The sequence below is a fragment of the Kamptonema formosum PCC 6407 genome (assembly GCF_000332155.1).
In the GTDB taxonomy this organism is placed as follows: domain Bacteria; phylum Cyanobacteriota; class Cyanobacteriia; order Cyanobacteriales; family Microcoleaceae; genus Kamptonema; species Kamptonema formosum.
In genome coordinates this window covers 1,722,239-1,736,715 of sequence record NZ_KB235904.1, presented here as the reverse complement: position 1 = coordinate 1,736,715, position 14,477 = coordinate 1,722,239, and the positions used below count along the sequence as shown (strand labels likewise).

Below are 14,477 nucleotides of genomic sequence, written 5' to 3'. Positions count from 1 at the left end.
GCTAATATAGCAACCACCAAGGGGATACCAGACAAGATATGGACAGGGACACAAATTTGGAGTCGGGAAAGTTGCAGTCTGAGTTGCAATCCCTTACTGAAGAGGTTTATGGTTTAGCGGAGAGTTGTCAAGGGAACAGTCTGCTACTTTTAGCTTTACTGCGGACTTTGGAGGGTTTGCACCGGGAAATTCGGGAGAACCTGTTTCAATCGTCTTTGCCAGATAACCGCCAAGCACTTTATCAGTTACTAAGGAATATTGAAGCGGAAGGCGGTTGGCCTTATATTCACCGCATGAAGTTGCGATCGTTTTTAAGTGGCTGCGATCGCCTCTCGCTTCTAGAAGAGGAACAGGATGAGTCTGAGTGGGATAACACTCAGACTCCTCTGGAGTTATAAAACTCTACGGCCACAAAGTCGGTACTGTTGGGTTGGATATCAATGGTGTCAGGTTGGGTTGCACTGGCAGGATACTTGGTACTTGACCAGGAATCACTGGCAACAGGCTATGCTCAGACGCGGGGCTGACGTTTATACCTGAGAGCGGCAATGTCGCTGGCGGATTAATTTCAGGTGGGGTAGTAAGCCTCGAAGTTGTGGTCGTGGGAGTTGGTGTGGGAGTTGGTGTAGCTGTTGGTGTAGCTGTTGGTGTTGGTGTGGGCGCAGGGGTAGCTGTTGGTGTGGGAGTTGGTGTGGGAGTTGGTGTGGGTGTTGGGGTTGGTGTGGGAGTTGGTGTGGGAGTTGGTGTGGGAGTTGGTGTGGGTGTTGGCGTTGGTGTTGGAGTTGGAGTTGGAGTTGGAGTTGGAGTTGGCGTTGGCGTTGGCGTTGGCGATGGTGTCCTAGTCGGTACTGATACCAACGTTTCGTCAACATCTATAAAATCATCTACAGTGATCAGCGCTGAAGGATTATCTACAAAGATTGCTAAAATCTTGCCGCCGATGGAAACAATAGTATCTCTGCGATTTAAACCATTGCCTTGCTGAACTTGGAGATCGTTAAAGGATAAATTGCTGGGCAACCCAACAAAATCTGCGGCATCGTCGTAGTCAGTAATTATAGACAAACTACCAGCACCAGAGCCTAATACAAATAAATCGCTACCACTACCGCCAGTCAGGGTATCCGTGCCCTCGCCTCCAATTAGGATGTCATTATTTTCTGCTCCCAATAAATTGTCATTCCCAAAGCCGCCAATGATAGTATCATCGCCGAGTCCTCCGGCGATGGAATCGTCGCCAAAGCCGCCATCAAGAGCATCATTAGCCTTGCCACCGAAGATAAAATCGTTATCGTCATTTCCAAATAAGGAGTCGTCACCTTCACCTCCTAGAATGGTGTCCGAGGCAGCGCCGCCGGATGCTGTATCGTTACCTTTACCGGCGTAGATTTGGTCATTGCCAAAATCTCCATTGAGTACATCGTTGTCAGCTTCGCCAAACAGGGTGTCCTCACCGTCGCCTCCAGTGAGGAAGTCTTGACCATCGCCACCTAAAAGTTGGTCGCTACCGCGATCGCCACTGAGAGAATCATTACCAGTATCTCCATACAAGTAGTCATCGTCAGCATTCCCAAACACGCTATCGTCATCTTCTCCACCTCGGATGGTGTCGTTGCCAGTACCGCCCGTGACGATATCAAAGCCCAGGTTGCCGTTGACAAAATCATCTCCAGCGTCTCCAAACAAGGTATCGTTGTTATCTTGGCCGAGGATGGTATCGTTTCCAAGACCGCCGTGAATGCAGTCATCACCGACTCCGCCGAAAATTAAATCGCGACCGCTGTTGCCGACTAAAGTATCATTGCCTTCTTCGCCTAGAATTGAATCAGCTCCATCTCCGCCGAAAAGCTGGTCTAGACCTTGGCTTCCTTCTAAAGTATCGTCTCCGCCTACTCCATAGATAGTATCATCGCCATCTAAGCCGCGAATTCGGTCGCTAGCTGGATTTCCTACAATTTCGTCGTTTTCGTCAGTACCGAATATATTTGCCATAATTGAATACGTTTCTCCTCAAAAAAACCACAGTTGATGAATATAGCAACCGCTTTCTGCGGTTAGGGGCTAGGGGCTACGATGCTCAGGACTAGGGAAAGAAGGGAAAGAGGGGAAGAGAGTCAATAGTTTGGGCCTTGAGTGAGTGTCTTAACCGTTGTGGCGGTTGCTATATCTCCAGTTTTAACTGAATTTGTCAATCCGGTGAGATTAAATCATAATTTTGAGCAAAATCACAAATAAATGTTAGCAATCTCTTCAGATAAATTATCTCTTTGGGTTAGGCAGGTTTTAATGGCAACGGGGATGCCTGAAAGTGAGGCAGAAATTGTAGCATCTGGTCTAGTACAAACAAGTCTCTGGGGAATAGATTCTCACGGTGTTGCGCGAGTTCCCCATTATCTAAATCGTCTCACTGGTGGCACTCTTAACCCTCGTCCTCAACTACAATTTACTGAGACTGGGGCGGCGACTGGTCAATTAGACGGCAATCATGGTTTAGGGATATTTGTGTGTCATTTTGCTATGGAAAAAGCGATTTCTCTGGCTAGAAATGCAGGGGTAGGAATTGTGGGGATTAGTAATTCTTCCCACTGCGGTGCGATTGGACTTTATACTCGCCAAGCTTGTTTAGCAGGGATGATGGGGATTGCTTTTACTCATACGGATGCTTTGGTGGTTCCCCATTTAGGAAAGCGGGCTTTTTTTGGCACTAATCCGATTTCAATTGCGATTCCTTCAAGGATTGTAGATCGACCGTTATGTGTGGATATGGCTACGAGTATAGTACCTTGGAATCGAATTGTAAATGCCCGTCGGGATGGTAGCTCTATTCCTTTAGGATTAGCGGTGAATGAAGAGGGAGAAGATACTGATGAATTGAGGGAAATGGTGGCGCTTAAACCTATAGCTGAGCATAAGGGATATGCCTTGGGATTTATGATTGATATGCTGTGCGGCCCTTTGAATGGGATGGCTTTTGGGCCTCATGTTACTAATATGTATAAAGATTTAAATAGAAACCGCTGTTTGGGTTCTTTGATGATAGCAATTGACCCTCAAAGGTTTGCTGGAGGTGCGTTACTTTCGCAGGTTGTGACTCAGGCGATTCAGGAGGTAAAAGCTCAGGGTGAGGCGATTCTTTTTCCTGGTGAACCTGAGTATGAATCGGAAACAAATCGCCGGGAAGTCGGTATTCCGATTGAAGCGGCAGTAGCTTTAGAGTTTCGGGATTGGTCGGAAAAGTTGAGTGTTATTCCTCCTGAATATGTTAATTGTTAGTTGTTGGTTGTTGGTTGTTAGTTGTTAGTTGTTGGTTGTTGGTTGTCATTGCAAGTTGCGAGGCACGAAGCAAACAGAAGTGAAGTGAAGCAATCCCAGGGGTTTGAGATTGCTTCGCGGAGCTCGCAATGACAAAACGTAAGCTAGGCGCTCGCCGCTCTTCCCCCTCTTCCCCTCTTCCCCTCTTCCCTAGCCCCTAGCCCCTAGCCCCTAGCCCCTCTTCCCCAGCTATTTCTGTTTCAAGACGACCAAAGTAATGTCATCAAAAACTTCTTGAGTGCCAATATAACGGCGAACATCGGCAATAATATTTTGCTGCATTTCCGTTGCCGATAAGTTGTAATTCTGACGAACTACGTCACACAATCTTTCTAGTCCGTATAGTTCCTTCTCAGGATTTTCCGCCTCAGTGATGCCATCTGTATAGAGGACAATTCCATCCCCAGGATTTAAGACTATTTCTAATTCACTGATAAAATCAGCAACATCTGATTCCAGGCCAATTGGAAAACCTAAATTCATTGTATCAATCAGTTCTAGGCTACCATCGGCACGGATTAAAATTACTTCTTCGTGTTGTCCGCTGATGCGTACAGTACCATCCTGATAGTCTAGTAAAGCCAGAGACAGCATTTTATCGGCATTCATCCGCTGGACGTTACCGTAAATTGTCTGGTTGACGGCACTTAAAAAGCGCACTGGGTCAGTTTCATTATTCGCTAATAATGCTCGTACCGCAGTTTGCGCCATAATCATTACCACACCACTTTCTAGTCCGTGACCGGTGACATCGCCAATGCCGATTTTAATCCGTCCATCTTGATTGAGCACGTCATAGTAGTCGCCGCCGACTTCGGTAGCTGGTTCCATGAATCCGGCGATATCCAGACCCGGAATTTGTTGCAATTCCCACTCTTTGGGCAGAATCATTTGTTGTAATTCGCGAGTAATATCTAGTTCGGCACTCATTCGCAAATTGTCTTCTTTGAGGCGTTCATTTAGTTTGACAATCTCTGTATTCGCCTGGGCTAATTCGGCAGTTCGTTCTTCAACTTTTTGCTCTAAGGTTTGGTAGAGGAGAGCATTTTCAATGGAAATTGCTGCTTGGGATGACAGAATTCTTAGCAGTTCTAAGCGATCGGCAGTAAAGGCATCGGTGGTAAGATTATTTTCTAGGTAAAGTAGTCCGATTAGTTTGCCTTGATTGATGATGGGAGTGCAGAGAACTGACTTGGGTTGATTTTCAACAATATAAGGTTCGTTGATAAAAAGTCCTTGGTTAGTTGCATCACCCAGTACCAAATCTTCTTGGGTTCTCATGGCATAGTTAATAATTCCTTGGGGGAGTAGGTCAGTGGTTTCTACTGACTGGGATTGCAAGACGGTGACTTCATCTTTGCCTACTTCTCTAGCGGCTTCAATCGTTAATTTATTGTTATTGACTAAAATCAGATATCCTTTTTGAGCGCCGGCATTTTCAATAGCAAACTGCATTAGTTTGGCTAGTAATTTTTCTAGGACAATTTCTCCGGCGAGAGCTTGGGAGGCTTTGATGACGGTTGTTAAGTCTAGGACTTCTCCATTGCTACCAGTAGAGGTGGTACTGGTGCGGTTAGTATCTGTTCTATTGGTTATGCGTACTCGCAACTGGGGATATTCTGTTTCTAAGGCTGTAACTTTGGCTTTGGCTCCCCATTGGGTGTAGCAATAATGAGCATTTCTGAGATACAATTGACCGATTTCTTCTCTGCCTAGTGATAGATAGAATTCTGCGGCGCGTTCGTAGGCTAGGGCTTCTTCGTGGATGAATTCTGATTTTTTAGCACCTTGGATAGCTTGTTCGTAAAGTTGTTGTGCTTCCCAGTTTTGACCTAGAATGCGGGCTTTTTCGGCTTCGACAAGAGCGTATTTATTTTGAAAATTTTCTGGGCAGTGTTCGACCCAGAGTTTCATCAAATGCTGATTTTCTTCTAGCTGCTTTAGAAATTCTCTTTGCTTTTCTATTTCACAATTGTTATACGCGCCTAGTAAAGCTAGAGAGTAATAAAAATTATGTTGTGGAGCAGGCAAATACGAACCACAAGATTGGACATATTTCTGAGCTTCCATACTTTGGCAGACAGCTTGACCATAATCTTTAAATAAATAATACAAAAGTGTTTTAGAAAAATTAGCAATAAATAAGAGCCATCCATTGTTACTTTGAATCCAATTTTCTAAATGTTCATTTTCTTCTTTTTGGGTAGAGCCAATGACCAAGCAACATTCTGGGTTATATATCCTTGTCAAAGTAATGATGACTTGATGAAAAATCTTCAAATAAGTAAAACTAAAATCTTTGTTTAATTGCTTAGTTAATTTAGTATATTTTACATAGTTTTCATTAGCATCTTCCAAATTATTTCCTTCAAAGAAAATTATTAAACAATAAGTTGAAATTAAAAAACCAGCATATTCGTTATTTCCTGAATCTATACCTCTTTGAATAGCAGTAAGAAGCTTTTCTTGTGTCGATGTACTTCTCAAAAACTCTTTCCAATGCCATATAAAACCATAGTATAAATGTGTAACAACAACTTCTAATTGGGAAATATTAGCTTGGCTCATTAACTTTATAGATAGTTGACCAAACTTATATCCGAGATCAATATCCCTTGTTACTCCACACAAAATAAATCCAGCATAAAAACTATAAGTATATGCAGCTAATGGAGGATTTCCATATTTTACGCAAATATTCATCTGTGTTAATAGCATCAATAAAAGCAATAAAAAATTCGTAGTAACTGTAGTAGGTAAAATGTGGTGAATGATCGATATAGCAGCAATTTTATACTCATCCTTTAGTGGCAGCAGATCAAATAAATCTTCAACCTGTATTTCTTTTAAAAGTAATGTTAAAGACTCTTGCTCTTTGTTAATTCTATTTTGGATTTCGACTGTTTCTTGAGGTATGATTATTCCCAATTCTGCCAAAGCTGTAACAGCAGTTTCTATCGCTTTTTTATGCTGAAATGTATCATAATAAAACATGATTTTTCCCTGATACATCCGCACTCTATCAAGAATTCCTTTGGTTTTTTGCTGGACAATTCCAGATATCTTTTCAATCTGCTCAAATTTAGCATTTAAGTAAAGAGATTCTAATGTTTCCAGATGAATATCTAGGCTTAATCTATATTGGGATTCCCAACTATCTTGAGCAAGCAGTCCTAACCCAACCTCTAAATATCTTAGGGAAGGTGCATAGGCTGTTGATATTTTGGCTTTTTGACCTGCACGAAGATTTAATTTAGCTAACTCGTATTTTTCTGACTGTTCAGTAATTAATTCCAAGCTCTCATTGAATTGATTGACAATTTCAAAAAGATTTTCTTCTAACAAATCTTCTTTCGTATTTTCTAGTAATAATCTTCCCACTTGCAAATGAACTGCTTTTTTTTCTGTTTCAGGAATCAGCGCATAGGCAGCTTGTTGAACTCGGTCATGCAAAAATTTATAGGGTATTGAATCTGGATACTGAGGAATAGAATTAGTAGAGATTACTAAAGTATCTTCAGATATTTCTTCTTGATTCCAGAGCAAAGGAATTCTATAATTTTCATTCAATGGTAAAATCAAACCTTCTTGGATAGCAGGCCAAAGGTCTTTAGTTGTATCAGCTTGAGATTTAGTATTGACGACAGAGAGAACTTCCAAATCAAATCTACTTCCAATACAAGCAGCTATTTTTAAAGCTTCTTGCGTATTTTTATTCAGTTTTTGAATTTTTTTAATCATTAAATCAACTACATTTTCAGTTATCTGAATACCTTGGATTTCTGCAATATTCCATTGCCAGCCTCCTTGTTTTTGACTAAATGAAAATAAATTATCCTTGTATAGAGATTGCAATAGCTGGGTTAAGAAAAATGGGTTTCCTTGAGTTTTACTACTCACCAATTCTGCTAAATTTTTGCAATTTTTTATTGAACTACTTAGGGAGTCGGCAATTAATTGATTAACCTGTGATGTTGTTAAAGGAGAAAGGATAATATTATTAATATTAACACCTAATTTTTGGATTTTTTCTAAGGTGAGAATTAAAGGATGAGTGGCATTGACTTCGTTATTCCGGTAGGCTCCGATCGTCAACAGGTATTGACTATTGGGTTCAGTTGTTAATTGTTCAAATAAATTCAGAGAGGGTAAATCTGCCCATTGCAAATCGTCCAGAAAAATCGCTAATGGATGTTCTTGTTTGCAAAAAATGCTGATAAACCTTTGAAAAAACAAATTAAATCTATTCTGAGATTCAGTCGCGCCTAATTGTTCGACTTGGGGTTGTTTGCCAATAATTTTTTCTAGTTCTGGAATGACATCAATAATGACTTGAGCGTTAAGTCCCAATGCTTCTATAATGCGTTCTTTCCAAGTTTGCAATTTGGTAGCAGGTTCGCTCAGAAGTTGCCGGATTAAGTCTTGGAAGGCTTGGCTAATTGCTGCATAAGGAATATCCCGCTTTAACTGGTCAAATTTTCCACTGATAAAGTATCCGCGCTGACGGACGATAGGTTTATGAATTTCATTGATTAAGGCTGACTTGCCAATCCCTGAATAACCAGAAACCATCAATATTTCGGTGCTGCCTTGGCTAACTCGTTCAAAGGTAGTTAACAGTTGAGTAACTTCCTGTTCCCGACCATAGAGTTTTTGAGGAATCCGAAACTTATCGGAAATATCTCGATTGCCTAGAGGAAAGACAGAAATTTGACCTGTAGTTTGCAGTTGATTTAGGCAGGTTTCTAAATCTGCTTTGAGTCCCCAGGCGGTTTGATATCTTTCTTCTGGAGTTTTAGCTAACAATTTCATCACAATGTTAGAAACTGCTTCAGGAATAGTGGATATTATCTCTTGACAGGCTGCGGGTTGTTGAGCAATATGGCAATGCACTAACTCAATGGGGTCAGTTGTTGGAAAAGGTAATTGGTGGGTTAGCAATTCGTAGAGCGTGACACCGAGGGAATAAAAATCGCTGCGATAATCTATGCCTCGATTCATTCTGCCAGTTTGCTCTGGCGCTATATAAGCTAAAGTACCTTCTAGTTGATTTAGGTTGCGAACCGTCTGGTTTTCTTCAGATAAACGGGTAGCAATTCCAAAGTCAATGATTTTGAGTTGTTTGGTTTCTTGGTTATAGACAATATTGGAAGGGTTAATGTCTTTGTGAATAATATTTGCTGCATGAATAGCTGCTAAACTTTCCGCTATCTCGATGGCAATGGTGAGAAATTCTTTTAGAGTAAACTGGCGCTCAGAAATTAAAGATTTTAAGGATTTACCTCCAAAGTCTTCTAAAAGTATTGCTAGGCTATTTTGATGGCGTTGAGATTGATAGGCTTTGATAACTCGATCGCTATTTAAAGAGCGGATAATTTCATATTCCTGCTTGTAACGAGTGAAAGCAGAGATACTAGGATAGTTATCCTTAAGGATTTTAATAATAATTGGTAAATTTTCAGAGAGAAGAATACCTCTATAGACTAAAGATTGCTCGCTTTCATGGATTTGTTCACCGATCTGATAATTTGTTACGCTCATAAGTTGCTCAATATTTAATCTGGGTAGTTTAGGGATTTTTTAATAGAAGCAAGTAGGGTGTTCTACCCCCAACCCCCTTAGAAAGGGGGCTCTACCCCCAACCCCCTTAGAAAGGGGGCTTTTTCGGTTCCTCCCCTTAGAAAGGGGGCTTTTTCCGGTTCCTCCCCTTAGAAAGGGAAAGGGGGCTTTTTCCGGTTCCTCCCCTTAGAAAGGGGGCCTTTCCGGTTCCTCCCCTTAGAAAGGGGGCTTTTCCGGTTCCTCCCCTTTACAAGGGGGGGCTAGGGGGGGTCTTTGCGTACCTATATAATTGAGAACCGCTATATTTTACAACGACTAACGAAGCAAGTAGGGTGCGAGTAAAGTGATCGCTTACGCTTAAACGGGAAACACTTTGGACTGACGCACCCTACAATACTCTACCCCCAACCCCCTTAGAAAGGGGGCTTTTCTGGTTCCTCCCCTTAGAAAGGGGGCTTTTCTGGTTCCTCCCCTTAGAAAGGGGGCTTGTCCGGTTCCTCCCCTTAGAAAGGGTGCTTGTCCGGTTCCTCCCCTTAGAAAGGGGGCTTTTCCAGTTCCTCCCCTTTACAAGGGGGGGCTAGGGGGGGTCTTTTTTTACCTCATATATTGGTAAATTTCAGTTACCGTAGTCGTCATTGCCAAAATTCCATCTTTAGCGGATCTAGCAATAACCTGAGATTTCCACATATCGCAATTTTTACAGGCCGATCTACGTTCTAACTGATTCAGAATTAAATCCCGCCTCAGTTGGTTAAATAAATCTCCCTGCCAAATTTCTTGGAGAGTTTGTTGATTGTAATCGCCCAAGCTCTCAATATCGCCGTCGAAACCTAACCTAAATAGGGTTTCAATACAATAATATATCCTACCATCGGGCAAAATAGCCATTTCCATAAAGGGAAATAGACAAGCCCAGCGACCTTGAGCTTTTTGGAGGTAATATTCTAGTGGGCTTTCTACAGTGTTATTGATATTGGCAAGACGCATATTTGTCTCTTCGTATTTAGCTACGTTCAAAACAAAAACGCTGTTAGCTTTGGCAAGCCACCGCTCTCGGAATTGTTCCTCTTCTTCCCTGGTAACGCCCTGATTTCTGACGAAAGATGTCCTGACTTCACAACCCACTCTCAGGCGATCGCGCAGTTGAATGAACTGTAGCACATTAGATTCAACTCGGCTCAGGTTCGCCCCCCTGACTTTAGTATAAGTTTCTTGGTTGGCGGCATCAATGCTAATATCAATACTGGTTAACCCAGCCTGCAATAATTCTTGTGCTATCTCTTCATTCAGCAGTTGGCCGTTGGTGGTGATGTGAATCCTGGGAACTCCCTGTTGCCGACATAGTTGCACGAAATCTACTAGCTTGGGGTGCAGCAATGGCTCTTCTACGCTGCCGATTAAAATTGCGATTTTCTTTTCTCCGCATTCCCTAGCAATTTTCTCCATCATCTGCCACGACATGGCTTTATTGCCAGTGAAGAAATCGGTGGTATGGGTGGGTTTCAGCACAGCGCTATGATAGGGACACATGACGCATTTCAGATTGCAAGTATTCCCCACAATTACCCTCACATAGGCAGGTTTGACTGCTATCCCGTAATAATTGGCAAAATAATGTAGTTGCTCATCAATATCGGTTTCTGAAATAAAAGTAAAGGGAATTGAGTTGAAATAATTTCCGCCAGCTTGATTTTCAACTTCTTGAAATAACTGTTTTGATAGATCGCTAAATTCCTGGGGATATAAATAAGCGAGGGCAGGATAGGGAGGTAAACCCAATTCGGAAGCAATAGGCAGTGTTGGCTTAAAGGCTACTGCCTGTTCACCGGATTGTATTGCCGCTAAAAGCCTCTCAATACTTTTGATATCCAAGGGAATGCCATGAGGGGGTATTTCCAGTACCATGTCTGGCATTTCCCACTTGTTTTGAATTTGAGTTGGTAAGAGGTTTTGAGGATCTTTGATAATCATAATTTTTTATTTTTGTAAGAAAAGGAAAAAACCCGCCTTTATTGTAGCGCGGGTTAAGCTTCTAGCTTGTTAGGGTTTGATTTCTTTAAATTGTTGAGATTGAATTGATGGTAATGTACAATTCACCTAATGATCCCATTCATACCTAGCTAGAAGTTAATTAGCTTGGATCAGGTAGTGGATGTAGGAATGTAAGGATTTGCGGCATAAAAGTAGGGGGGATGATTTACAGGAGACTTCAACCACTCTTCTAACTCAGATGGATGAAGTGAGGCAATTGGATCTGTAGAAATTTCTGGACGTGGGGGGTAAGGTATCCACATAGTAAACACTCCTTTCTCTCCTGGGTTAGCAGCCTGACCAGGTAAAGGATCGTCTAAACTCCCCTCAAATTGATTTACAGTAACTTTAAATGAGTAATAAAAGCCTTCCTCTTCGTTGAAGATAGGAATATCTTGAGGTTGAAAAATATTCCTCAGTAATTTGTATTCAACTGAATTAGGATCGCTAGCTAGTAAAAGCTTACTCAGATTTTGCGATTGTTTAAAATATTTGTCTAGTTCTGAAGCCCCTGGCCTGTTGAGCCATATATGAACAATGAGATGAGAAAGTTTTTTGGATTGGACTAAAATTCTTTTGACAAAGTTACCTGTTACGTTTGAGTCAGGACTATTTGAGTCACAACCATGTTTTGATTTTGCAATAGCTTCTGCAACGATTCCAGCGTTGGCAATAAACTGTCTCGCTCCCACCATAGTATGATTCTCCTGGTATTTTTTGGGTCAACTAATTAATATACTAATAGATTTTAATTGTTGTGTCAAGCTAAGCGGCGATCGATAAAGTCAATCTATTTTTGTATCGCCAGTTACACAGATACTAGATTTGACATAGAATTATCAATGGTTGCCTCAGTGGATTTACGGATTGTTTTAATGTAAAAAATTATGAACAGATCGGAGAGTTATCTTTTATTTATTAAGTTTAGACGAAGAAGATGAAGAAGGGTAGTTTATCGCCCCTTCTTCTATTGCTTGCTGTTAGCCTAAGCTGATTCCTAGTCTCTTCACTAATCAGCTAGTGGAAACTGGAATAAAAAGGTTATTGGGATAAATGTTATCTGTCATTTCATCCCCAATCCAATCGCTTAATTCATCTTTAGTAACTGTTGCTTCACCAATTTGCGGGCGCGGGGGAAAAGCAATCGAATACCGAAAAGCATAGGGCGTTTCTACAGTAGGATCTTGAAGTACGCCCACAAAAGAAGATACATCCACTGAAAATTCATAGTAAGGGCCTTTTTGTCCGCCTAAGCGTTCTCCAAGTTCGGCTTCATTAAACATTGGAGAAATATATAGCTCCTGATTTTTAATCCGTGCTTCCCCAAAGACACTAATTAGTAACTTGGATTCCTTGTTATCATCTCGTTCTCCCCGAAGAATTTCGGATGTCGCTAACCAAGCTCTAGGATCTGCTCTAAACAACCGTTTTAAATTTTGATTAACTTGACTTTGGTTATTTGAGCGATCTGTTGATTGATTGGAACTGGCATTAGGTTTGACAAAATAAGTTTTTAATGCTCTGGCAGTTTGAGTTTCTATTTTATTGGCATCCTCATCAATCCAGCGCCATATATAAGCAATAACTTGAGAAAGTTGTTTGCCTTGAAATCCAATCCGAAAATCGTAGATAGATGACTTTTGAATGGTTTTGTTTACCTGTGTGTACATAATATGTCTCCTTATTTTTTGTAGATGAGCCTGAAGTTCACGGTATTGTAACATGAAACCAAAAGTTATCTCAGATAATTTGAATATCTTAATAACTTTTAACAATAATTTTTGCCGCTATTACTGGCTAATCAATGCAAGCCGTAGAAACGCCGAGGATTGTTCCAAACAATCTTTTGTACCGTTTCTTTAGACAAACTATTTTCGAGCGCGATCGTTTTTTAAACAATATCGAGCTGACCATCCATGTGGGGATAGTCGGAACCAAAAATCAAGTTATCGGCACCGATGCGATCGATAATTTGACCCAGATAAGCTTCCGTCGGCTCAACGGCAATAAAGCACTGGCGACGAAAATACTCTGAGAGCAGCACCTTAACGCGATCGCTCACTTCTCAATGTAAACTTCGATACATTTATTTATGTCCTTTGATAATGCAACAGAGATCGAGAACCGCTATAGAATAGACGGCGATCGCTCTTGAATTGTGAATATTAAATTTGTTGCAGCCAGTTTCTTAAATCTTCTGTCGAGGAAAAATTCAGCAATGCCTTGGCTAAATTTTCTAATTGGGCTAAAGATAACTGACTGACTATCTCTTGTAACTCTGGGGGAATAGTTCCAATTCGCTGTGTAAGTAGGAGTTGAACAATTGCTAATTCACCCTGTTGCAAACCTTGTTGCAAACCCTGTCGCAAACCTTCCTCCATCCAGCTAGTCACAATGTCCATAACTACTGCCTCTTTTTCTGGTTCCAACTGAGCAATATCCGCCTTAAACAATATCTCTTCTTCTGCATTCAACCGCAGATAAACATCCACAAACCCAGCAATTAGTTTCATTTTAGCTGGATTTATTTTCAATGTTGCCATCAACCGCAAACACTCATATTTAACTCGACGGCGATCGCTTTTGAATTGTTAGAATTAAATTTGTTGCAGCCAGTTTCTTAAATCTTCTACTGAGGAAAAATTCAGCAATGCCTCTCCTAAGTTTTCTAATTGGACTAAAGACAACTGACTGATTTTCTCTTGTAACTCTGGAGGAATAGCCCCAATTCGTCGTGTAAGCTGACGTTGAATAATTGCTAATTCACCCTGTTGCAAACCCTGTTGCAAACCTTGTTGCAAACCTTGTCGCAAACCTTCCTCCATCCAGCTAGTCACAATGTCCATAACTACTGCCTCTTTTTCTGGTTCCAACTGAGCAATATCCGCCTTAAACAATCTCTCTTCTTCTGCATTCAACCGCAGATAAACATCCACAAACCCAGCAATTAGTTTCATTTTAGCTGGATTTATTTTCAATGTTGCCATCAACCGCAAACACTCATATTTAACCCGACGGCGATCGCTCTTGTCAATTCGCATTTTTGCCATCAGCGCCGCCGCTACCGGATTCTCCTGTCGCAGGAAATCCCGCCAGTTGAGTTGGTTGAGTTGCACAACATCATAGTTAAACTTTAGCACTACTTTGTTCGGGAATGCCACTTGATAGGCATTGGGCTCTAGGGCAAGGGGATAAGGGTAGGAAAAAATCGCGATCGGATAAACTGGTAAGTGATATTTTTCTGACAAGCGGGAGAAATAGCGAAACATTCGTTCCCCAAAATCGGCTTGTTCTTGGGCTTGGTGTTCTATATGTATCAAAAAACAAGATTCTTGCCCTCTAAATTTGCCTTGGGCAACAATATCGGTTTCGTATCTTTCTCCGGCAGTGATATCAGTAAATACTTCTTTGTCCAGAAAAGTAATCGAATCTTGGTCTAGATAAGCAGCTACTTCTGGGAAAAATAACTGGATAAATTCCCAGAAAAAGGTAGTTATCAATTCTTTAAATAAGCGATCGTGGTCAATCATTGCCGCTAATTTTCTTTCTTTGGGATATGTAGTGGAGACGTTCCG

At 41.2% G+C, this 14,477-nt stretch carries 10 protein-coding genes; 2 read left to right on the top strand and 8 right to left on the bottom strand.

The window, feature by feature from the left end:
• Window positions 1–38 precede the first annotated feature (38 nt).
• Window positions 39–398 carry a hypothetical protein gene (locus OSCIL6407_RS0124480; protein WP_007354113.1) on the top strand — a complete coding sequence of 120 codons (360 nt, stop codon included), beginning with the start codon at window positions 39–41 and terminating at the stop codon, window positions 396–398.
• 4 nt (window positions 399–402) lie between these two features.
• On the opposite strand, the gene OSCIL6407_RS0124475 is transcribed toward OSCIL6407_RS0124480, so the two are convergent.
• Window positions 403–1,992, bottom strand: a complete 1,590-nt coding sequence (locus OSCIL6407_RS0124475; RefSeq protein ID WP_007354112.1) for a calcium-binding protein — start codon at window positions 1,990–1,992, stop codon at window positions 403–405.
• Between the two features lie 243 nt (window positions 1,993–2,235).
• Here OSCIL6407_RS0124475 and OSCIL6407_RS0124470 point away from each other — a divergent pair, with 243 nt between their 5' ends.
• Window positions 2,236–3,273, top strand: coding sequence for an Ldh family oxidoreductase (locus tag OSCIL6407_RS0124470; RefSeq protein WP_007354111.1), 1,038 nt, complete (start codon window positions 2,236–2,238; stop codon window positions 3,271–3,273).
• A gap of 228 nt (window positions 3,274–3,501) precedes the next feature.
• Here OSCIL6407_RS0124470 and OSCIL6407_RS0124465 read toward each other — a convergent pair whose 3' ends face one another.
• From OSCIL6407_RS0124465 to OSCIL6407_RS0124435, 7 genes are all read right to left on the bottom strand, one after another.
• Window positions 3,502–8,853: an AAA family ATPase gene (locus tag OSCIL6407_RS0124465; protein ID WP_007354110.1), complete on the bottom strand. Its 5,352-nt coding sequence runs from the start codon at window positions 8,851–8,853 to the stop codon at window positions 3,502–3,504.
• A 612-nt stretch (window positions 8,854–9,465) separates the two neighbouring features.
• Entirely contained in the window at window positions 9,466–10,842 is a 1,377-nt protein-coding gene (locus tag OSCIL6407_RS0124460; RefSeq protein ID WP_007353958.1) for a radical SAM/SPASM domain-containing protein, read from the bottom strand.
• Window positions 10,843–11,012: 170 nt separating this feature from the next.
• Window positions 11,013–11,597 (bottom strand): hypothetical protein, encoded by a 585-nt coding sequence (locus OSCIL6407_RS0124455; protein WP_007353959.1) that lies wholly within the window; start codon window positions 11,595–11,597, stop codon window positions 11,013–11,015.
• Window positions 11,598–11,915: 318 nt separating this feature from the next.
• A complete protein-coding gene (locus OSCIL6407_RS0124450; RefSeq protein ID WP_007353960.1) occupies window positions 11,916–12,572 on the bottom strand; it encodes a hypothetical protein in 657 nt (218 codons plus the stop codon).
• A gap of 221 nt (window positions 12,573–12,793) precedes the next feature.
• On the bottom strand, window positions 12,794–12,964 hold the full coding sequence (locus OSCIL6407_RS34825) for an amidohydrolase family protein (protein ID WP_007353961.1): 171 nt from the start codon (window positions 12,962–12,964) through the stop codon (window positions 12,794–12,796).
• Between the two features lie 103 nt (window positions 12,965–13,067).
• Complete coding sequence (locus tag OSCIL6407_RS0124440; protein WP_148288924.1) at window positions 13,068–13,415, bottom strand: DUF4351 domain-containing protein; 348 nt, start codon at window positions 13,413–13,415, stop codon at window positions 13,068–13,070.
• 84 nt (window positions 13,416–13,499) lie between these two features.
• Window positions 13,500–14,432 (bottom strand): DUF4351 domain-containing protein, encoded by a 933-nt coding sequence (locus tag OSCIL6407_RS0124435; RefSeq protein ID WP_007353963.1) that lies wholly within the window; start codon window positions 14,430–14,432, stop codon window positions 13,500–13,502.
• Between the last annotated feature and the right edge of the window lie 45 nt (window positions 14,433–14,477).